19 protein-coding genes are annotated in these 20,198 nt (G+C 35.2%); 6 read left to right on the forward strand and 13 right to left on the reverse strand.

Annotated elements, in window-relative coordinates; translation table 11 throughout:
• Nucleotides 1-143: 143 nt before the first annotated feature.
• Nucleotides 144-797 carry a PAQR family membrane homeostasis protein TrhA gene (gene trhA, locus PYW37_RS10260; protein WP_021464201.1) on the forward strand — a complete coding sequence of 218 codons (654 nt, stop codon included), beginning with the start codon at nucleotides 144-146 and terminating at the stop codon, nucleotides 795-797.
• 29 nt (nucleotides 798-826) lie between these two features.
• Here trhA and PYW37_RS10265 read toward each other — a convergent pair whose 3' ends face one another.
• From PYW37_RS10265 to PYW37_RS10300, 8 genes are all read right to left on the reverse strand, one after another.
• Nucleotides 827-1,672, reverse strand: coding sequence for a carbohydrate ABC transporter permease (locus tag PYW37_RS10265; RefSeq protein ID WP_032944360.1), 846 nt, complete (start codon nucleotides 1,670-1,672; stop codon nucleotides 827-829).
• The gene (locus PYW37_RS10270; RefSeq protein WP_025016895.1) at nucleotides 1,659-2,573 is read right to left on the reverse strand and encodes a carbohydrate ABC transporter permease; all 915 of its coding nucleotides are present in this window, start codon (nucleotides 2,571-2,573) and stop codon (nucleotides 1,659-1,661) included. Before PYW37_RS10270 ends, PYW37_RS10265 begins: the two co-directional genes overlap by 14 nt.
• A gap of 135 nt (nucleotides 2,574-2,708) precedes the next feature.
• On the reverse strand, nucleotides 2,709-3,974 hold the full coding sequence (locus PYW37_RS10275; protein WP_023188967.1) for an ABC transporter substrate-binding protein: 1,266 nt from the start codon (nucleotides 3,972-3,974) through the stop codon (nucleotides 2,709-2,711).
• Nucleotides 3,975-4,027: 53 nt separating this feature from the next.
• On the reverse strand, nucleotides 4,028-6,328 hold the full coding sequence (locus PYW37_RS10280; RefSeq protein ID WP_032944365.1) for a glycoside hydrolase family 65 protein: 2,301 nt from the start codon (nucleotides 6,326-6,328) through the stop codon (nucleotides 4,028-4,030).
• Nucleotides 6,329-6,411: 83 nt separating this feature from the next.
• Nucleotides 6,412-6,687 (reverse strand): hypothetical protein, encoded by a 276-nt coding sequence (locus tag PYW37_RS10285; RefSeq protein WP_021721877.1) that lies wholly within the window; start codon nucleotides 6,685-6,687, stop codon nucleotides 6,412-6,414.
• Nucleotides 6,680-7,075, reverse strand: a complete 396-nt coding sequence (locus PYW37_RS10290) for an RDD family protein (RefSeq protein WP_025016894.1) — start codon at nucleotides 7,073-7,075, stop codon at nucleotides 6,680-6,682. The genes PYW37_RS10285 and PYW37_RS10290 overlap by 8 nt, the downstream gene beginning before the upstream one ends.
• A gap of 93 nt (nucleotides 7,076-7,168) precedes the next feature.
• A complete protein-coding gene (locus PYW37_RS10295; RefSeq protein ID WP_025016893.1) occupies nucleotides 7,169-8,164 on the reverse strand; it encodes a LacI family DNA-binding transcriptional regulator in 996 nt (331 codons plus the stop codon).
• Nucleotides 8,165-8,251: 87 nt separating this feature from the next.
• Complete coding sequence (locus tag PYW37_RS10300) at nucleotides 8,252-11,434, reverse strand: DNA polymerase III subunit alpha (RefSeq protein WP_023188971.1); 3,183 nt, start codon at nucleotides 11,432-11,434, stop codon at nucleotides 8,252-8,254.
• Nucleotides 11,435-11,912: 478 nt separating this feature from the next.
• Here PYW37_RS10300 and PYW37_RS10305 point away from each other — a divergent pair, with 478 nt between their 5' ends.
• From PYW37_RS10305 to PYW37_RS10325, 5 genes are all read left to right on the forward strand, one after another.
• Entirely contained in the window at nucleotides 11,913-12,566 is a 654-nt protein-coding gene (locus tag PYW37_RS10305; RefSeq protein ID WP_044009620.1) for a deoxynucleoside kinase, read from the forward strand.
• The gene (locus PYW37_RS10310; RefSeq protein ID WP_003131507.1) at nucleotides 12,566-13,120 is read left to right on the forward strand and encodes an LOG family protein; all 555 of its coding nucleotides are present in this window, start codon (nucleotides 12,566-12,568) and stop codon (nucleotides 13,118-13,120) included. The genes PYW37_RS10305 and PYW37_RS10310 overlap by 1 nt, the downstream gene beginning before the upstream one ends.
• Nucleotides 13,104-13,583, forward strand: coding sequence for a nucleoside 2-deoxyribosyltransferase (locus PYW37_RS10315; RefSeq protein ID WP_010905396.1), 480 nt, complete (start codon nucleotides 13,104-13,106; stop codon nucleotides 13,581-13,583). Before PYW37_RS10310 ends, PYW37_RS10315 begins: the two co-directional genes overlap by 17 nt.
• Nucleotides 13,584-13,680: 97 nt before the next feature.
• Nucleotides 13,681-13,881, forward strand: coding sequence for a YjzD family protein (locus PYW37_RS10320; protein ID WP_012897261.1), 201 nt, complete (start codon nucleotides 13,681-13,683; stop codon nucleotides 13,879-13,881).
• A gap of 347 nt (nucleotides 13,882-14,228) precedes the next feature.
• Nucleotides 14,229-15,101 (forward strand): DUF1003 domain-containing protein, encoded by an 873-nt coding sequence (locus PYW37_RS10325; RefSeq protein WP_012897260.1) that lies wholly within the window; start codon nucleotides 14,229-14,231, stop codon nucleotides 15,099-15,101.
• A gap of 31 nt (nucleotides 15,102-15,132) precedes the next feature.
• Here PYW37_RS10325 and PYW37_RS10330 read toward each other — a convergent pair whose 3' ends face one another.
• From PYW37_RS10330 to PYW37_RS10350, 5 genes are all read right to left on the reverse strand, one after another.
• Nucleotides 15,133-16,047 carry a lactate/malate family dehydrogenase gene (locus PYW37_RS10330; protein WP_023188973.1) on the reverse strand — a complete coding sequence of 305 codons (915 nt, stop codon included), beginning with the start codon at nucleotides 16,045-16,047 and terminating at the stop codon, nucleotides 15,133-15,135.
• A 139-nt stretch (nucleotides 16,048-16,186) separates the two neighbouring features.
• Nucleotides 16,187-17,794, reverse strand: coding sequence for a CTP synthase (gene pyrG / locus PYW37_RS10335; RefSeq protein ID WP_015425877.1), 1,608 nt, complete (start codon nucleotides 17,792-17,794; stop codon nucleotides 16,187-16,189).
• Between the two features lie 235 nt (nucleotides 17,795-18,029).
• Nucleotides 18,030-19,166, reverse strand: coding sequence for a pyridoxal-phosphate-dependent aminotransferase family protein (locus tag PYW37_RS10340; protein ID WP_025016892.1), 1,137 nt, complete (start codon nucleotides 19,164-19,166; stop codon nucleotides 18,030-18,032).
• Nucleotides 19,167-19,709, reverse strand: coding sequence for a TIGR01440 family protein (locus PYW37_RS10345; protein ID WP_010905395.1), 543 nt, complete (start codon nucleotides 19,707-19,709; stop codon nucleotides 19,167-19,169).
• Nucleotides 19,690-20,190 carry an ECF transporter S component gene (locus tag PYW37_RS10350; protein ID WP_003131521.1) on the reverse strand — a complete coding sequence of 167 codons (501 nt, stop codon included), beginning with the start codon at nucleotides 20,188-20,190 and terminating at the stop codon, nucleotides 19,690-19,692. The genes PYW37_RS10345 and PYW37_RS10350 overlap by 20 nt, the downstream gene beginning before the upstream one ends.
• Between the last annotated feature and the right edge of the window lie 8 nt (nucleotides 20,191-20,198).

The following is a 20,198-nucleotide window of genomic DNA, read 5'->3' on the forward strand; positions in this document are numbered from 1 at the left end:
TCTATACAATTTGTGCTATCATATATTATAACAAATTTTCAGTTGGAAAGAGCAAAAAAGGTTGATAATATTATTTTTTTGATTCCAAAAAGAAATTAAAAATTGCTCAAAAGCTGAATAAATCAATAAATTGGAGAGACCAAATGGAAGAAACACAAGGTTCAAAAACCTATCAGATTCTCAATGAGATTTTCAATGCAGTTACTCATGGAGCAGGAACTGGTCTAGCAATTGCAGCATTAGTTCTCCTTGTCATTAAAGGTGCCGCATCTGGTTCTGCACTTGAAGTGGTTGCTTTTACAATCTATGGAGCTTCGTTAGTCATTCTTTTTCTATGTTCAACTTTAGCGCACAGTTTACATTTTACTAAAGCAGTCAAAGTCTTTCGAGTTTTTGACCACAACGGAATTTTCTTTTTGATTGCTGGAACTTATACCCCTTACTGTTTAGTTGCTTTAAACAATTGGCTAGGTTGGATTGTCCTAGCAGTTATTTGGATATGTTCTATTTTAGGGATTGTTTTAACATCAATCTACTTACCAAAATGGGGTAAAACACCAAAATTATCAACCGTTTTATACGTCGTTCTTGGTTGGATGATTTTAATTGTCATTTATCCTTTATGGAACGCCCTGCATCCCGTAGGTTTCTGGCTTTTAGTCGCTGGTGGCGTTGTTTATTCTGTTGGAGCACTCATCTATCACTTTAAATTTCCTTTTGCCCATGTGGTATGGCACCTCTTTGTTTTACTGGCTGCAATGCTCATGTTCTTCTCTGTTTACCTTTATGTGGGATAAGATAAAAAACCGTTCGGATGAACGTTTTTTTATTTTTCTCCGTCCATTCGAACTCCTTGTAAGAAATAACGGTTAAATATAATATACAAAATGATAATTGGGATAATTGTTAAGATTGAAGCAGCCATGACGCGATTCCACATCTGTCCGCCTTGATCAGCTGACTGGAGCATTTGTAGACCAACTGTTAAAGTAAATTTGCTCGGTGTATGTAAATATAACATTGGTGAAAGAAAGTTATTCCAAAATCCCATAAAAACAAAGACTGCCTGCGTTGCGATTGAAGGCTTTGCAAGTGGCATTACAATACGAAAAAATGTTCCAACACGAGATAATCCATCAATTCGGGCAGCTTCTTCAACATCTTTTGGAAAGCTTAAGAAAAATTGTCTCATCATAAAGATATTTCCAATATTAATCGCTGCTGGTAAAATCAGCGCCCAAAAAGTATCTAACATTCCTAAGTTTTTGATAATCAAATAATTGGGAATTAAGAGTACTTGAGCAGGTACCATCATCATGGCTAAAATTCCATAATAAAATTGTTTACGCCCTGGAAATGTTAATCTTGCTAGACTATATCCTGCCATTGTATTTAGAAAAATATTGATTGCTGTGCCAATAACCGAAACTATCACTGAATTAACTAACCATTGCGTAAACATTGAACCAGAAGCTGGACTAAAGAGATATCGGTATTGCTCAATCGTAAAGTGTTTTGAAAATAGTGATAAACTTCCACTCGTTATCTCAGATAATGGTTTAAAAGATGCGGCTAAAGCCCACATGAAGGGATAAAAAGTAATAAAAGCATAAACAATTAAAATCACATAGAGCAGCGTTCGAAGCAGACTCTGTTTTCTAGTTCTTTTCAAAACCGTTTCCTCCGTTTAATTTCTCAGCAATTCGAGCGACTACAAAGATAATAATTGCCAAAATGATTGCAATAACTGCTGCATAGCCCATTTGATTATTTTGACCAAAAGCATATTGGAAAATTAAAAGGCTGACGGTCAGCGTACTATTAGCTGGTCCACCTGTTCCACCCGAAAAAATATAAGCTTGGTCAAACATTTGAAAAGTTCCAATAATCCCTGTCAGTAACACAAAGGTAGTAATTGGTCGAAGATAAGGAATGGTGATATAACGTAATTTATCAAAAACGTTCGCCCCATCAATTTCAGCAGCTTCATACATTGAATCTGGTAAATCAACCAAAGAAGCGAGATAAATGGTCATAAAATAGGGTACTGTTGACCAAATATTCATTATCATGATTACCTTTAAAGTCCAATTGGTGTCATTTATAAAATTAATTGGTTGGCTAATCAGATGAAGGCTTTCTAAGAGACCATTGATTGGACCATTTAGATTAAAAATAAACATGAGGATTAAAGTCAAAGCTGCTGAACTTGTCAATGTCGGTAAAAAATAAATTAAACGAAAAACAGTTTTTCCTTTAATGCCTTTATTTGCCAAAATATAAGCGATGACCAAAGCAATAATCGTTTGAACTGGTACCACAACTAAAGCAAAGAAACCTGTATTTTCTAATGCTCGAAGAAGTTGTTTATCCCCTAAAAGGTTAGTGTAATTTTTAAAATTATTCCATTGATAATTGTGCGCAATAAGATTGACATTGTTAAATGACAAATAAACTGCAAATAAAATTGACAGCACAAAGAATATGAGAATAACAAGAAGGGCAGGAGCTAAAAATCCATAAGCTTGAATCATTTCACCTCTGGCTCTTTTACTCGATTTTTGTTTTTCCATATGATGTGAGCAAATCCTTTCTTTTTGTCTTTATAGAGCTTAGTCAGTAAATTTCATGCTTCTGTCAGTAAATTTTGCTTTCTATACTATAGCGAATTTACTGACAGGACTTAAATTTTACTGACAGAATGACTTTTATTTTGATATTTTGCTATTGGCATCTTGGTCTGCCTGTTTCATTGCGGCTTTCAAGTCGGCAGCGGTTGCCCCTTTCTTGAAAACATTTGGAATAAAGTTTCCGTATGATGAAACAAGAGTTGTCAGATTGGTCCCATCTTGCCAAGGGGTTGCAAATTTAATTGAATCTTGATGGACTTGAAGTAAAGGATTTGCTTTTAAGAAAGTTGAGCTGTCAGCAACATCTGGACGCGTCGCAAGTGTCCCAACACCGTTTGTCCAAGTTGACATTCCATCTTTTCCTGTGACATATTGAATCCATTTGTCAGCAAGTGATTTTGCTTTAGTATCTTTGTATTCACCCCAACCGACCGTGTATTGCATGGTCATTTCTTTTCCTTGGTAAGTTAAGTTAGGAATGATTGTGTAATGAAGATCTTTGTATTGAGTATTGAAAACTTGGAAATTCCAGTTTCCTGTCAGCGCCATGGCAAATTTTCCATTTCCAAAACCAGCACCTTCATCACCGACACCGACTTGTTGAGGCGTCGCTACTGCTCCAGTATTGAACATATCAACGACAGTTCCCAGATTTTTCAAAATGGTTGGATTTGATAAATCTGCTTTGCCAGCTTTTGTAATTGGATTTTGTCCATCAGCTGTGATAAATTGCCAGTTTCTGGTCAAATCAGCATTCATATTCATCAAATAAATTTTGCCTTTGCCGTAAGCTACATCAATTTTCGCTTGAGCGCTTGGCGCCCATTTGATAAATTCTTCATAAGATTTTGGGATTGAATTTACATCGATTCCTGCTTTAGCAAAAATGTCTTTATTGACATAAATTGCTAAAGTTGATACATCTTTTGGTGCAGCGTAAATTTTTCCATCACTTTCAAATGCTTTAGCAATTGATGAATAAAAATCATCTTTATTGACAACTTTTGATAGGTCATTTAAGACACCTTCCTTTTGCAAATAAGGACAGAAAGAAGAGTCAATGTAAAAAACATCGGGAGCAGTTCCACCAGAAAGATCAGTCGGAAGTTGGGTTGTAATATCCGTATAGACTTTGGGTTTAACATTGACTTTATTTTCTTTTTCAAAATTTTTAACCAATTTATCAAAAGTGGCATTTTCGGTATCAGAGCCTTTCCAATAACCGACTGTCAGCGTTTTCGTTTGGGTATTTTTCGAGCCAGAAGCAGAATTACCGCAAGCGACTAATCCTATTGCACCAACCAAAGTCAGACTGATGAGCGAAACTTTTTTCCAAGTTTTCATGTTTTTTCCTCCTAGTGGAAATTTTATGATGTGAAATTATTTATATTTTTATCTCACATTTTGATTGTTAACTGATTTTTTAGAAGATACTTTTGACCTTTATTCATAAAACTAATAACATGGTCATTATTTTCTTTTGACAAATTCATTTTATCTTTAGTTAATTCTACATGAATAGCCTCTCCATGATAGTCAAACCCATATTCCAGAACTTTCCATTTCTTTGGTAAATGAGGCTCAATGCGTAATTGACTTTCTATCATCCTCACTCCACCATATCCAAATACTATCATTTGCCAAATTCCTCCAAGACTTGCCGCGTGAATGCCTGCGTCTGACGACTTCATGTATTCGCCCATGTCAATATTTATGGCTTTGTTAAAGAAATCATAAGATTGCTCTAATTTTCCCAAATCCGCCGAAAGAATAGCATGTGTAGAAAGGCTTAAACTACTATCATGAGTAGTTTTAGGCTCATAATAATCAAAATTTTTCAATTTTTGTTCTTTATCAAATAATCCTTCAAAAAGTAACATCAAAAGTAAGACATCAGCTTGTTTTGTAATTTGCATTTGGTTGACTTGCTCCAAATTATAATCGTGAAAAAGACTATCAACTCCATCAGAGTCTCGATATTTCTGCAAATCTAATATTTTTTTACTAAGATAAGTATCATCTTGTGGAATAATTCCATCAGCTGTCGCTTTTGGTAGAAAAATTTTATCAACTTTTTCTGACAGATTTTCTGTCAGTAAATTCAAATTAAATTTTTGGTCTAATTTGTCATAAATATCGGGTTTTTGACTTTTTAATTTCTGAATTAAATCTATGGCAAAATTAACATTCCAATGGGCAGTATAATTGGTATAAGCGTTGTTGTTGACATGTTCTTTATATTCGTCAGGTCCAATTACATTCCGAATTTCATAAGAGTCATCTTCCTGAATATACTCCAGTCTACTGGCCCAAAATTTTGCAGTATCAATTAAAATTTCGTAAGCTTTTTCCACTTCAAAAACTTTATCCCCTGTGACATCAATGTATTGCTTGATTCCAAAAGCTACATCCGATGTGATATGCTGCTCAATAAATCCTGACCAAATTTTTATCGACTGCCCACTCACAATATCGGCTGCTCCCCAAACAGGAGTGACTTCCCCATCATCAGGATTAGCTGCTTCCCAGGGATATTGGGCACCTTCATATCCATTGACTTTTGCTTTTTTATGCGCACCGTCAAGTCCCAAATAACGATAAGTGACAAGATTTTTAGCAATTTCTGGGTGTGTAAAATTAAAATAAGGCAACATGAAAACTTCAGTATCCCAAAATGTATGTCCCTTGTAACCCTCCCCAGAAAGTCCTTTTGCACCAATATTCATATGCTCATTATGTGCGGGTGCCATGACGTGCAAATGATATTTGGCAAATCTAATAGCCAATTGGTCACGGAAATTTTCAGATTCAATTTTTATCGGATGTTTTTCCCAAATTTTTTGCCAAGCAAGTTGCGATTCTGTTAGAAGTTCCTGATAAGTCAACTTCTCTATATTCTCTAATTCATGAACCGCTTGTTTACGTATTACATTCAAATCCTGACTTTCAAGGTCATTGTCAAGTGAAGTATAAACAGACCCTCGTTTTTCAACAGTGAATGAACTATCTGCGGCAAGTTCAAAATTATAATTCATAAAGAAAGCACGCCGTCCAGTTTCTGGTCTCTCTGATACTCTTATGTCAAATTTATGCTCGACCGTTTGTACAAATTGAATTTTGGAATGAGTTGTCATTGACATCATTTGGATAAATTTGCCATTCATCAGCCCTTTTTCACCGTCAGTAAAATGCTGACTGCCCTCGTTGGAAACTTGTCCGTTAATTCCTGAGTGTATTTTTATACTGACGGCTCTGTCAGTAAGATTAGAAAGTTCTAAATGACTGACCTGCAAGTGCTGACGTTTTTTTGATATAAATCTTTGAAATATGAATTTTAACTTTATATCGTTTAATTCCCAAATAAATTCTCGACTTAGTTCGCCATTTTTAAGATTCAGACGTTTAGAATAATTTCTGACAAGGCCTTGTGTCAGCGAAAATCGTTGGTCATTAATAACAAATTCCATTCCCCACATATCAGGAACATTAGGTAATTCAGTGACTTCATTTTCATCGAATGAATTAAAAGTTCCTGCTACAAAAGTATCTCGTTTCTCACCAATGTATGCTTCTTCTTCGCTAGAGCGACTCCCAAAATAACCATTCCCCAAAGCCATTGTAGCTTCTGATTTTCCCAAATAACGCTCATCAAATCCTTTTTGCTCAACCTGCCAAAGATTTTTTTCGTTGTAATACATAAAACTCAAATTTATTCTCCTTCTTAAATTATTGATGTCTTAACTAAAACGTTTTAGTGAATTCTTAAAATTTTTTAATAACTTTACTGATCAAAATAATGTTGATTTCGAAAAATCAAAATGATTACTCCAAAAATGTAAGTTCCAAATATTAATATTAATCTTACCTGCAATAAAAATCCGAGTAAGAAAAATGGTAAACCATAAATTAAATAGGCTCTGATCATTTTCATCGGGTCATAATCATTTCGATAAAACCAAGCAAGTAAATAAGCAACTAAGATTGTCAAAATAAAAACTGAAGCTAATGGTAAAATTGGACTTTTAAAAAAATCCGGTAGATTGTTCTGATTAATCACTAACTGTCACCTCACTTCTTCCAATTTTATCATGTAAAAACTGACCATTTACGAAATACATAACCACACTAAAAAGGACAAAAATCCAACCAACCATTGGTAAAAAATAGAGTAACTTAGCCATCTCACGCTGACACACTTCCAATAAATCTGTTGATATTGTTTTCACTTTTAATTTAGCAAAAAATTTTCTAATTGTTTTTCCCTGAAAGCTACTTTCTGAAATTAAATTGTACAAAACAAAGAGAATAGCTGCCAAAAAATTCCCAATGCCACCCACTTCTTTATAGGTAAAAATAAGCTGAACAAGAAGTAAAACTGGCAAATAAACAATGATTAAATCAATCAAGGTTGCTAAGAAACGTTGTACAAAAAATAATATTCTCATTTCCGCCTCCAACTAAAACGTTTTAGTTTCACAAAAATATTATATAGTAATCGCTTTCATTTGTCAATAAAAAAATATGAGTTTTTTACTAAATTAACTCATATTCATATTCGTACTTTCGCGCTCAATGATTTGAAAAGGAACAAACCGATGTTTAACCTCTCCACTCTCGATTTGACAGATTAAATCCTTCACTGCATACTCCGTGATTTTACTAACATCTTGCCGAACTGTCGTTAAAGAAGGGGTAATATAACTCGCAAGTGTAATATCATCAAAACCAGCGACTGCGACTTGATTGACTAAATTCAACTTTCTAAATGCCTTTATAATTCCAATTGCCATAATATCAGAAGCTGCAAAAACTGCATCTTCCTTTTTAAATCCTTTGTTTTTAGCATAATCAATTGCCCATTGATACGCTTCAGTTTCGGAAAAATTTGCATAAAAAATTTGTGAATTATCAGTTGCTGCAAGATATCCGGTCTCACGTTCTTGGGCAACGGTTGCCACTTTAGTTCCATTAATAAAAATAATATTTTTATGACCTGAATCTATCAATAAACGAGTCATTTCAAAGGCGGCCTTAACATTATCAGTTGAAACTGTTCCAACTTTATCATTTTCTATATCCAGATCAATCGCAACAGTAGGCAAATCAAAAGTTGCCAGTTCCTGATAGTAAGGGTCAGAAATACGTAATCCCTGAATAATCAATCCCGTAATATCACGCTCATTGCAGAATTGCTTCAAACTTTTTTGCTTTTGTTTGGTTGAATTTGTGGCATAAAAAACAAATTCATAATCCGTCTTATCCAAATTATCAACCACTCCACCTAAGACCTCTAAAGGCATTGCTACTCCAGGTGTAACATTTATTTCATTTAAAATTAAAGCAATAATTTTTTTCTTCTTACTCGAGAGTTGTTTTGCTGCACTATTTGGAGTATAGCCCAATTCCTTAGCTGCAAGATTAACTTTTTTGATTGTTTTATCACTGATATCGCCATAATTATTAAATACTCTAGAAATTGTACTCACGGATAAACCTGTTTGTAACGCAACATCCTTAATTGTTACTTTTCTCATCACATCCCTCTTGCTCATTTTTTTTAATATTACCACTTTTCCTATTTCTAAACAACTATAAATAAAAAGGCCCTTGATAGAACCATTTTATTTATATACTATACCAATAACATACCCTTCCAGCCTTTTTTGTAAAATCTCCGATTCTTCCACATAAATTTTTGTTTGGATTGTTTTTTTCAAATTTGAATAGTGAAGAATCACTTGATGAGAGCCCGGAAATTCACGCAAAATTTGTGAAATTTTTTGATTATACTTCTCATCTTTTAAATTTAGCCAAAGTTTTCTATCCGTTTCTAAAGCTGGACTTATTCGGTCAGCAACCAGCTGTAATTCATCATTACGTTCTGTTACTTTTCCACTGATGAGATAAAATTTTCCTTGTTCAAGTTCACTTGAAAATTGACGATAAATCTCTGGAAAAAGTGTCACATCAAAATTTTCACGACTATCAGATACTGTTAAGAAGGCCATTGTTTGCCCTGTCTTAGCCCGATGCGTTCTAATGTAATTGATTTCAACCAAGATAGTCATTCGCCTATTTTTCACAAGTTGAGCAAGAGGTGTAAAATTACCTTCAAATCTGCGAGCTAGATTTTGCAAAGGATGTGGTGTTACCCCAATTCCTAATAAATTTTTTTCAAAATCGTATTTTTCAGTTTCTGAATAATCTTCTGCCTCATGATAGGCAAAGCCCCCACCAGAACTTGCCATAAAAATATCATCACTATAATAATTTAATAAATTAGCATGGTCAGCCAAATTATAAGCTAATTTCCCTCGATTTGAATCTGCATAATCAAAGGCTCCAATCTGAATCAAAGGGAGAATGTTTTCTTTTTTATGAAAATTATTAGGTAATTTTTCGACAAAGTCTGCTAAATCTTTGTAGGGTTGATTTTCAACAATCCATTTTGCTAAATCACGAGAAATTCCTTGAACGTGAGCCAATCCTAAACGAATCTTTTTATTTTTTACAAAATCGCCAATTTTCATCAGATTGATGCTTGGTTTTTCTATTTCAAACCCATTTTCTAACGCATCTAAAATCATTACTTCACGTTTGCGATCACGTAATTGAATTTCATAAAATTCATCAGGAAAATGTGCCTTAAAATAAGCAATTTGAAAAGCAAGTGCCCCATAAGCAAAACCGTGTGAACGGTTAAAACCATAATTAGCAAAACGTTCAATTAAGTCATAGATTTCTTCTGCTTTTTCTTTAGAATGGCCATTATGGCTTGCTGAATCTAAGAAATCTTCACGCAACTTTTCTAACTCAGACCCTTTTTTCTTAGAAATTGCTCGTCTAAGAAGGTCAGCTTTCCCAAGAGAAAAGCCAGCAAAAGCTTGAGCCACCTGCATAATTTGCTCCTGATAAATCATAATTCCGTATGTTGGCTTTAAGATTTCACTAATAGAATCATCCACAGTAGGCACAATTTCTTTCCCATGTCGTCGAGCAACAAATTGTGGAATAAACTGTGATGGACCAGGACGGAAAATTGAAGTTGCATCAACAATATCATCAAATTTACTTGGGGCAAGATTTCTTAAAAAACGTCGCATTTGTGGATTTTCAAACTGAAAAATTCCCATGGTATTTCCAGCCCGAAAAAGGGCCAATGTGTCTTCATCTTCCAAATTTATTTTTAGTGGATCAATATCAATTTTTTGACGTCTTTTCACCAAATCACGTAATCTAGAAATTATTGTTAAATTACGTAATCCCAAAAAGTCAATTTTCAAAAGTCCAATTGCTTCAACATCTGGCGCCTCATATTGCGTCAAAGCCAAATCTTCTGACGGTTTTAATGATACATAATTCACCAAAGATTCTTCAGAAAGAACGACACCTGAAGCGTGTGTTGAAGTCTGACGGGGCATTCCCTCAATTCGTCTTGCGACTTCATAAATTCTTTTCAATTTTCCATTTTTTAACACTTCAGCTTTAAAACGTTGATTATTTTCATACTCATCAGCCAAAGTTCCAAAACGACGCACAAGCATCCGAGTCAAATTGGATAATTCAGCTTCAGTCATTCCAAAAGCTTTACCAACATCTCTAAGCGCCTGTCTTTTACCCAAGGTTGAAAAAGTAACAATTTGTGCGACATGGTCTGAACCATATCTGTTTTTCATATAGGCCAATAATTCAGCACGACGGTCATCTGGCATGTCAATATCAATATCGGGCATGGCAACACGTTCTGGATTCAAAAAACGTTCGAAGAAAAGATTATGTTGAACAGGGTCAACTTGTGTAATTCCTAAAACATAGGCAACTAAAGAACCGGCCGCTGAACCACGCCCCATTCCACAATAAATTTCTTGTTCACGGGCATAACGCAACAAATCCGCGACAATCAAGAAATAGTCATCAAATCCCATTTGATGAATGACTGACAACTCTTTTTCTAAACGTTCTTGATAAACTGACAAATCTTGCAAATTTACTGACGAGACTTCTGTCAGTAAATTTTTTTCTTCAAGTCGAGCTGACAAACCTAAAGTCGCTTCTTCTCGTAAATGTTCAACTGCCTGTCTCTTCTTATCGAATCTAGGAAGCTCCAATTTTTCATCGAACTGATAAGCAATCTTTGCTGTTAATGCTGACAGATTTTTCAAAGCCTGTGGAAAATATTTCTGGAAGTAAGTCTCATAAGCTTCTGGTCTTTGAAGAAGTTCATTAGAACTGATTGTTAAACTTTCATCGAAAGAAACTCCATCACGCACTGCATGCAAAATTGCTAAAATTTCATTATCAGCAAAATTCAAATAGCGAATAGCAGGAAAAGGAAGTGTTGGTAAATTAAATTTAGCCCCTTTATCTGTCAGTTGATCAATCCCAATAAAAGCTTCATCAGCTACTGACGAAAGTTCTGTCAGCTCGCTCAAACTTCCGTAAGTTTCAGGAATAATCAAGGCGATTCCTGATAAATGATTTTGAATATCAGAAAATTGACGGCGTCCATAGTTATGAAGCGTCGAAATCCGAAGTAAGTTTTTATAACCTTCAGTATCTTTAGCAATAAAAGAAAAAGCAATTGGTAAACCCCGCCATTCAAAATTTAGCTCAATACTAATAATGGGTTGCAAATTAAATTTTTGAGCTTTTCTGACAAAACGAAAAGCAGCATGAAGATTCCCAACATCGCAAATTCCAACCGTTTGATAACCTAAACGGTGCGCCGTTTCCAAATAGTCATCAACTTTAACGACACTATCTAAAAAACTATATTCAGTTTTTGTATTCAAGGGTGCAAACATATTTTCCTCCTTTCTTGCTAAAACGACTGGTATTTCTTAATTAAAAGATATTAATTTTATTATACTATATTTTAGCTTGAACTTGGGATAAGTTTAGACAAACTAAGAACAAAAAAAGCATCAAATTTTAGTTATTAAACGCAAACAAAAGTAATTAAATTTAACTAAATTGATATCAAAAAACAACTTAACGGCTGAAAACGTCCAACATTTTTGACATTTTTTGATTTTAAAACTGCTTTCATTCTTATTTTTAATTCGTTTTTATTACAAAAAACTAAGATGTTTCACCTTTTTATTAATCGTAATAAAAAAATTATAAAAACTAAAAGAATCCTTTAACAACAGCATTTATAGGTTATAACTTAGCAATTTGACGAGAACTTTTTTTTGCACTATAATGAGCAAGCCATGTTTATTTATTACTAATTTTTAATTAAACAATCACTAAAACTAAAAATAGAATGGGAAAGGTGTAATGACAGTGCTAGTATTAGCTGGAACAATCGGAGCAGGAAAAAGCTCTTTAACTGAGATGTTGGCGGAGGAATTGAAAACACAAGCTTTTTATGAGAGTGTTGACGATAATAAAGTTTTGCCATTATTCTATGAGAACCCTCAAAAATATGCCTTCTTATTACAAATATACTTTTTAAATAAGCGATTTGATTCAATCAAAAGAGCCTTGTCTGATAATAATAATGTATTAGACCGCTCGATTTATGAAGATAGTCTGCTTTTTCATTTGAACGCCGATTTAGGACGAGCAGATGAAACGGAAGTCGAGGTTTATGATGACTTACTTAACAATATGTTGGAAGAAATTGATAGTTTATCTTTCAAAAAAAGGCCTGATTTACTCATTCATGTCAAAGTTTCTTTTGATAAAATGCTAGAAAGAATCAAAAAAAGAAGACGTCAATTTGAACAATTGGAATACGATCCAAGTTTATATGACTACTATAAAGAATTAAATAGCAGATATGATACTTGGTTTGAAGACTTTGATATTTGTCCCAAAATCCAAATTGATGGCGATAAATATGATTTTGTGGAGGACGAACAATCAAAAATTCATGTTTTGCAACAAATCAAAGAAAAATTAAAAGAAATTGAAGGAGAAAATAATTAATGAATGTCACCGTCTTTCTTTCTTCAAGAGATGGAAAAAATCCAATCTATAAAGATACAAGCGAAAAATTAGGAATATTACTTGCTAAATCAGGCCATACCCTCGTCTATGGTGGTTCCGAAGAAGGATGTATGGGAATGGTCTCAGATGCAGTCATTCGTCATCAAGGTAAAGTTATTGCCGTTTATCCTGATGGAATTCTCCCTTTAGAACCACCTCGTCAAAATGCCAGTCAACTTTATTTAACAAGTGGAATGGATGAGCGCAAACGTAAACTCATTGATTTAGGAGAAGCTTTTGTCATTTTAGCTGGTGGATTTGGGACAATGGAAGAAAGTTTTCAACTTTTAACTGAGATGTCTATCAACCAAACCGCTGTCCGCCCAGTCATTTTTGTTGGTCGAAAATTTTATCAACCTCTTTTTGACCTACTGCGCTTGCAACTTAAGGAAGGAATGATTTCTAAAGAAGTCATAGATGCCATTTCTCTTGTTGATACCGCCGAAGAAACCATAGAATTATTAGGAGATTTGAAACTTGAACAAGTTGTTTAATCAAGCAGTTAACGTTTACCTTGCCGCACCATTTTTTAGTGAAAGTCAAATAAAAAAAGTTGAACTTTTAGAAAATGCACTTTCAAAAAATAAAACAGTAGCAAACTTTTTTAGCCCAATGAGATGTCAACATCCTGAATCTTTACCACAAGAAGTTGAAGCTTTTACCCCTGAATGGGCCAAAGCGACAATGGAAAATGATGTAAATGAGGTAAATAAAGCAGATATCATTGTTGCAATTGTTGATTTCGATCATCAAGATACTGATTCTGGAACAGCTTGGGAGCTTGGCTACGCCATTGCTTTAGAAAAACCAACCTATCTTATTCGTTTTGAAGATACTATTCCAGCAAATATAATGCTCACTGAGCGAAATAGAGCTTTCTTCACCCAGATTGAACAAGTTGAAGAATATGATTTTTTAGAGTCTAAACTAATCCCATATAGTGGAAAATACCAATAGTAAAGAGATAAGTACCTGCTTATTTTTATCTTCTCCTTTATATATAAAATTTGAAATTTGTCATAATTTGTACTATACTATAGGCGGATAGAAAATAATGGAAAGAAGCGTAAATATGAAACTTATTGTCACACTTTTTTGGTCGCTTGCTCTTGGACAAGTTGTAGGTTATGTTGCAACTGCTCTTGCTGGCGTTCCAGACCCTGAACTTTGGACAACGATTATCTCGCTTATCTTTGGTCTTTTTGTATATCTTTTCCAAGCTGTAGCTGTGGAAAAAGAGGCTAAAGCAAACTAAATTACTGATATTTTATCAGGTTCTTTCGCTAAAAAGTGTTTGAAAATAAAAACTCTTGCTCTGCAGGAGTTTTTATTTTAGTCCTGAGGCTTGCAAATTTCTTAAAATACCTTATAATTTAATATGGACATATTTAAACTGTCCTTTAAAAACCTAAATGAAAGGAGAGCGCTCAAGCTTTGAAAGGTCGACCCAAACCCGCAATTATTATGATTACTTATTCTGTCAAATTGACCAAGAGTAGATTGGCGCTCTTCTTGTGCCAACTTTTTGATTTTAATTCAAAAAACTTGACCCATTTCACAAAATAAGAAATTAGATTTTACAAGCTTGAACCATGCTATAAAATGGCTCCAACTCCAATTAATAAAAATAAAGTCGTCTGTCTTGTTAACGGTCGTGTTCATCGCCGGTCAGGAGGAGATTTCCTTGAGAATCTTGACCCTAGCCTTCAAACCGTTATCATGCGCGATTACCCAGAAGCAACCAGTCATGATTTCATCTGTAATGAACATCAGGTTAAATTCCGTTTGGAGGTCTTAGATACCCTTTTTCATCTTGACCTGCAAAAAAACTTTACCGTTAATGATTTACTTAATGAAGAATTAACTAAGGCAAATTTTGAGATTCATGACGTGGAAGAACAACTTCAAACCCAAGAAACTATCGGTGAACGTGTGGCTGATAAAGTTACTGAATTTGTCGGTTCGTGGGCTTTCATTCTAACTTATCTTGGAATTTTAGTCGTTTGGATGTTTGTTAATGTTTCTGGTATTTTCGGAGTCGAGTGGGATAAATATCCATTCATTCTCCTCAACCTTTTTCTATCGATTACGGCCGCAATGCAAGCCCCTTTGATTATGATGAGTCAAAATCGTGCTGCACACCATGACCGCTTGTCTGCTAAAAATGACTTCCAAGTCAATGTTAAATCAGAAAAAGGGGTAGCTGCCCTCCATGAAAAACTTGACCATTTGATGATGGATGATCAAGCTTCAAATATGCAAATTCAAAAAATTCAAACCGAAATGCTTGGAGATATCCAAATTCTTCTTAACGAAGTTTATCAACAAAACCAAGATATTCGTGAGCGTTTGGATGATGTCGAAGATCAACTTGATGATTTTGAAGAAACCTTTGATAGTTTTGAAGAAACTCTTGACAGTATTGAAGAAAATACTGACGATGAGGAAGAAGAAGGCATGGCTAATTCTGATTAAAAAAGTCTGTTCAAATGAACAGGCTCTTTTTTTAACTAAAATAATCTATTTTTTCCTGAATTTCACAGACTGATTGTTTGAGCTTAACTTCTTCTTCAAAAGTTAAGGGAAATTTTACAAGGGCCTCTACTCCCTCTTTACCAATCAAAGCAGGGGTAGAGATATAGGATTTAAACTTTTCATCATAATGTGAACAGATAGCAATACTCTTAGCATCAGAAAGCACCAGATTCATCAGAGATACTGTTGCTGCAGCTATGGCAACATTAGTATAACCTTTCGTATTAAAGACAGCAAAGCCTCCTTGACGCGCTTTTTCTTCTAGGTCTTCTAAATCTAGATTTTTTTCTTTAGCAATCTCTAAAAAAGATTGTCCCCCAACTCTGACCGTTGACCAAGCGGTAAATTGTGAGTTTCCATGTTCTCCAAGGACATATCCTTCAATAGCCCGCCCATCAATCTTTAATGCTTTACTTACTTGTGCTTTCATTCTTGCAGTATCTAAATATGTTCCCGTTCCAATAATATGACTTTGAGGGAGGTTCAGTAATTGAGAATAGAGATTGACAATCACATCATTTGGATTAGTTGTTGCAATCAGAATTCCTTTGAAATTAATTCTATTTAATTGCTCAGAAACTTCTTTAATTTCTGGAATATTTGCTTTTAATTCTGTAAAACGGTCTCCGCCAGGTTTGATTAGTTCAATATGGCCTAAGGTCGATAAAATGATATCGGCATTTACTAAATCAGTATATTCTCCAACATAAATTTTGACATAGAACGGCAAAAGAGAAAGGGCATCTAGCAGGTCTAGAACCTCTGCTTCAGCTTTTTCTCTTTTTTTATCAATAATGACCAACTCATCTACAAGACCTCCTTGAACAATATCAAGAGCCACCGTTGCTCCAACATGACCACAACCAATTAGACCTACTTTACGCATCTTTTCACCCCTTTTTCTTCAGATTTAAATTGAATCTATTATAATACAAAAAGTATGGGAAAACAAGCTATATTTTAAATATTCTGATTATTTAAAACAAATAAAGAACCTCCTAATCTCGGAGGTTTTTTAGCCTATATTATTTACTATTTTCAACCGCTACACGAATGAATTCTGTGTAGAGTTCTTCTGGACGGTTTGGACGTGATTGCAATTCTGGGTGATATTGACATGCCACGAAGAATTTTTTATCAGAAAGTTCAACGATTTCAACCAAACGGTTATCTGGTGAAACTCCTGAGAATACGAAACCAGCTTTTTCAAAGTCTTCACGGAATTTGTTATTGAATTCATAACGGTGACGGTGGCGACGTTGAACCACTTCAGCGTCATTGTAGGCTGCTTTAGCGCGTGAGCCATTTTTCAATTTAGCTGGGTAAAGTCCAAGACGTAGTGTTCCACCCATGTCTTCAACATCAACTTGGTCACGCATAATGTCAATGACTGGATATTTTGTTTCAGGGTCTAATTCAAATGAATGAGCTCCTTCAAGTCCAAGAACATTACGAGCGAATTCAACTGCTGTCAATTGCATTCCAAGACAGATTCCAAGCATTGGAACGTCATTTTCACGCGCATATTTAATGGCTGCAATCTTACCTTCTGTGCCACGATGACCAAATCCTCCAGGAACAATAATCCCTGCAGCATCACCAACAAGATCAGCAACATTTTCATCAGTTACATCATTAGCATTAACCCAGTTAATATCAACTTCGGCATCAGATGAATAACCTGCATGTTTAAGCGCTTCAGTCACTGAAATATAAGCATCTGGTAATTCTACGTATTTACCAACCAAAGCAATTTTTACTTTTTTCTTGAGGTTCATGACATGGTCAACCATTGCTGACCATTCTGTCATATCTGCTTTTGGTGCATCAAGTTTTAAATGGTCACAAACGATTTGGTCCATATTTTGTGCTTGAAGGTTCAATGGAATTTGGTATAAGTGTTCAACATCAAGCGATTGAATGACTGCTTCTGGTGCTACGTCACAGAACATCGCAATTTTATCACGCATTTCTGTCGTGATTGGAACTTCACTACGTAATACGAGCATGTTAGCTTGGATACCATATTCACGAAGTGTCTTAGTCGCATTTTGGGCGATTTTAGTTTTCAATTCTCCAGCAGCACGCAAGTGAAGAATTGGAACAGTGTGAATGTACATGACGTTGTCCGCACCAACTTCGGCTTTCATTTGGCGTAAAGCTTCAATAAATGGCAAGCTTTCCATATCGCCAACCGTTCCACCAACTTCTGTGATAATGATATCTGCATCAGTTGTTGTTGCTGCACGTTTAATTTTTTCTTTCAACATGTTAGTCACATGCGGTACCATTTGGACAGTTGCTCCGAGATATTCTCCCTTACGTTCTTTACGAAGAATCTCACTGTAAACTTTACCGGAAGTAACATTTGAATATTTATTTAAATTGATGTCAATGAAACGTTCATAGTGACCAAGGTCAAGGTCAGTTTCAGCACCATCATCAGTAACAAAGACTTCACCATGTTGATAAGGGCTCATTGTCCCTGGGTCGATGTTAAGGTATGGGTCAAATTTTTGGACAGTGACTTTAAGCCCACGATTTTTAAGCAAACGACCGAGCGATGCCGCTACGATCCCTTTACCCATTGACGAAGTACCACCACCAGTGACGAAAATATACTTAGTTGACATCTAAATCTCCTCTAATCTTTTTACAAAACAGAAATAACTGGGAAAAACAAAAACAGCTCCCCAGAGGGGAGCCTACCGTTACTGATTTTTTATAATAAAAAACCAGTGCCCGAAAATAATTATATCTGATTTTTCCTTTTTTGTCAAAAGTCTGTTTTTTTATTTTTCATGAACCATTGTAATATCAGATTTTTTCTTTTTATTTGTATTAGAAGCTATAAGCTTCACTTCTTTTTCAATTCAGAGCTTCTAAAAAATCTTCTTGTAAATTATTTTTAAATGCAATACCAAAATCTTCTAATACTTTTTGAAGCGCATATAGACTGTAAGCCACTTTATTTGGTCTCGCATTCTCTCCCATGTGCCCAATTCTTAAAACTTTACCTGCTAAATGATCAAATGATCCTGTGATCATCACTCGATAGTTCTCACGCATTTTCCTTAAGATTTCTTGATCATTCAGACCTTCTGGCACTTTAATAACAGAAACGGTGTTTGAATAGCCATTCTGCAAATAAAGTTCCAAAGGAGAATTTTCAATTGCTTGTCTTGTCGCATGACCAATCATCGCATGACGTTTCAAAATTTCTTGGTCGGCAAGAAGATTATCTATCGCTTGGTCTAATCCATAGATATCAGAAATTGGCATGGTATATGGAAACCATTTTTTTTCATAATAATCTTTAAAAGTAAGGAGATTACAATAAAAACTTGCGATGGAGCTTTTTCTCTCTGTCATCACTTGATAAGCCTCTGTTGAAATAGATGCAATTGTTAAGCCTGGTGGAGCTGAAATCACTTTTTGAGAGCCACCAAGAGCGATGTCAATTTGCCACTTATCAACTTGTAAATCTTCACCACCCATTGCCGCAACCGAATCAACAACGGTTAGAATTCCATATTTTTTTAAGAGAGGACAAATGCTTGAGAGGTCATTTAAGACGCCTGAGGGTGTATCACAATGAACGACTGTTGCATATTTAAAGTCATGGTCTTTTTCTAAAAATTTTTCTAGAATTTCTAAGGAAAATGCTTCTTTTCCTGAACTCTCCAGTAGAATTGCTTCACCTCCGTAAAGCTCAATGAAATCACTAAAGCCATGACCAAAAATACCATTATCAAGCACAAGTACGCGGTCACCTTTTTCGGTTAACGAAGCACAAGCCGCTTCCAATCCTAAAATTCCTTCACCAGCTAAAACTCTGACATCGTTTTTGGTTTTTAAAAATTGAGCAAGTTTACTACAAGTTTTTTTGTAAAAGTCATAAAAGGCTAAATCAATATCCGGATTCGTTGTTGCCTTTGCTCTTGCTAATCGTACATTTTCAGCCACCTCAGTTGGACCTGGGGTCATGATTAACATCTCTTTCATTTATTTGTACCTCGCACGTTCTCCACCAATGAGTTTAGGACGTGATTTAAGAGCTGTTACATGAGCGCCACCAAGTTCTCTTAAAATTGGGCGAACGGGAATTTGGACGTGTTTTACGTGCATTCCAATACTAGTATCACCAATATCTAAACCGGCGTTGGCAACAATATGTTCTACCTCAACTGGAGATTTAAAGAGTTGGTAGGCGGCAACTTGACCACTTCCACCAGCGTGGAGTTGCGGAATCACAGAAACGATTTCCCAGTCTTTTTTTTCGGCTAATTCCTCTTCAATGAGTAAGGCACGATTAAGATGTTCACATGCTTGGACCGCCAGATAAATTCCTTTGTCTGACAAGGTCTTGTGTATGACAGAAACAATGACCTGACCGATTTCACTAGAACTGGCATGGCCAATTAAACCACCATTTACTTCTGATGAAGATAAACCAAGAACAAAGACTTGACCAGCTTTAATTTCTGTTTGTTTTATGACATCATCGATAATGACTTGTGTGTCTTTTTTAAGCTTTTCTAAATCCATTTAAAATACCTGTCCTTTCAATGAGCGGGCTCAAGACTTTTGCTAAAGCAAAGCCAACCACAACTTGAATAATATTTACCCAAAGTCCCGCAATGGCTGAACCCCAGCCATACATTAATCCACCAACAATAAAATATCCTCCAACCATAAAGACAAGACTGAGCAAAAAGTTAAGCCATTTGTATCTTGTCAATCCTGCGAGATAGCCTTGCCCGCCATGAATAATTAAGCTGAAAAACATGTAGTTACTGTAGCCTGCAGTCAAATCAAGTAGAAAGGCTGCAAAGCCCCCAATTATTGCCGCCTCTCGTTTACCAAATAGAAAGACTGCTGTATAAATTCCGACATCCAAAAGAGTTAATATATTACCGGCTGAACCTGGAATAGGGAAGGTAAATAGGCGACCTAGAACAAAAGTGACTGCTGTCCAAATCGCAAGTAAAGTTAATTTTTTGATATTTCTGTTGTCCATGAGTTTCATCTCCTACT

It is taken from the genome of Lactococcus lactis, from assembly GCF_029023865.1.
In the GTDB taxonomy this organism is placed as follows: domain Bacteria; phylum Bacillota; class Bacilli; order Lactobacillales; family Streptococcaceae; genus Lactococcus; species Lactococcus lactis.

What these genes read in the sequence shown, in the direction of transcription:
- trhA (WP_021464201.1), top strand. Translation starts at nt 144, where the DNA reads ATGGAAGAAACACAAGGTTCAAAAACCTATCAGATTCTCAATGAGATT.
- PYW37_RS10270 (WP_025016895.1), bottom strand. Translation starts at nt 2,573, where the DNA reads ATGGAAAAACAAAAATCGAGTAAAAGAGCCAGAGGTGAAATGATTCAA.
- PYW37_RS10275 (WP_023188967.1), bottom strand. Translation starts at nt 3,974, where the DNA reads ATGAAAACTTGGAAAAAAGTTTCGCTCATCAGTCTGACTTTGGTTGGT.
- PYW37_RS10280 (WP_032944365.1), bottom strand. Translation starts at nt 6,328, where the DNA reads ATGTATTACAACGAAAAAAATCTTTGGCAGGTTGAGCAAAAAGGATTT.
- PYW37_RS10290 (WP_025016894.1), bottom strand. Translation starts at nt 7,075, where the DNA reads ATGAGAATATTATTTTTTGTACAACGTTTCTTAGCAACCTTGATTGAT.
- PYW37_RS10295 (WP_025016893.1), bottom strand. Translation starts at nt 8,164, where the DNA reads ATGAGAAAAGTAACAATTAAGGATGTTGCGTTACAAACAGGTTTATCC.
- PYW37_RS10300 (WP_023188971.1), bottom strand. Translation starts at nt 11,434, where the DNA reads ATGTTTGCACCCTTGAATACAAAAACTGAATATAGTTTTTTAGATAGT.
- PYW37_RS10305 (WP_044009620.1), top strand. Translation starts at nt 11,913, where the DNA reads ATGACAGTGCTAGTATTAGCTGGAACAATCGGAGCAGGAAAAAGCTCT.
- PYW37_RS10310 (WP_003131507.1), top strand. Translation starts at nt 12,566, where the DNA reads ATGAATGTCACCGTCTTTCTTTCTTCAAGAGATGGAAAAAATCCAATC.
- PYW37_RS10320 (WP_012897261.1), top strand. Translation starts at nt 13,681, where the DNA reads ATGGAAAGAAGCGTAAATATGAAACTTATTGTCACACTTTTTTGGTCG.
- PYW37_RS10325 (WP_012897260.1), top strand. Translation starts at nt 14,229, where the DNA reads ATGGCTCCAACTCCAATTAATAAAAATAAAGTCGTCTGTCTTGTTAAC.
- PYW37_RS10330 (WP_023188973.1), bottom strand. Translation starts at nt 16,047, where the DNA reads ATGCGTAAAGTAGGTCTAATTGGTTGTGGTCATGTTGGAGCAACGGTG.
- pyrG (WP_015425877.1), bottom strand. Translation starts at nt 17,794, where the DNA reads ATGTCAACTAAGTATATTTTCGTCACTGGTGGTGGTACTTCGTCAATG.
- PYW37_RS10340 (WP_025016892.1), bottom strand. Translation starts at nt 19,166, where the DNA reads ATGAAAGAGATGTTAATCATGACCCCAGGTCCAACTGAGGTGGCTGAA.
- PYW37_RS10345 (WP_010905395.1), bottom strand. Translation starts at nt 19,709, where the DNA reads ATGGATTTAGAAAAGCTTAAAAAAGACACACAAGTCATTATCGATGAT.
- PYW37_RS10350 (WP_003131521.1), bottom strand. Translation starts at nt 20,190, where the DNA reads ATGAAACTCATGGACAACAGAAATATCAAAAAATTAACTTTACTTGCG.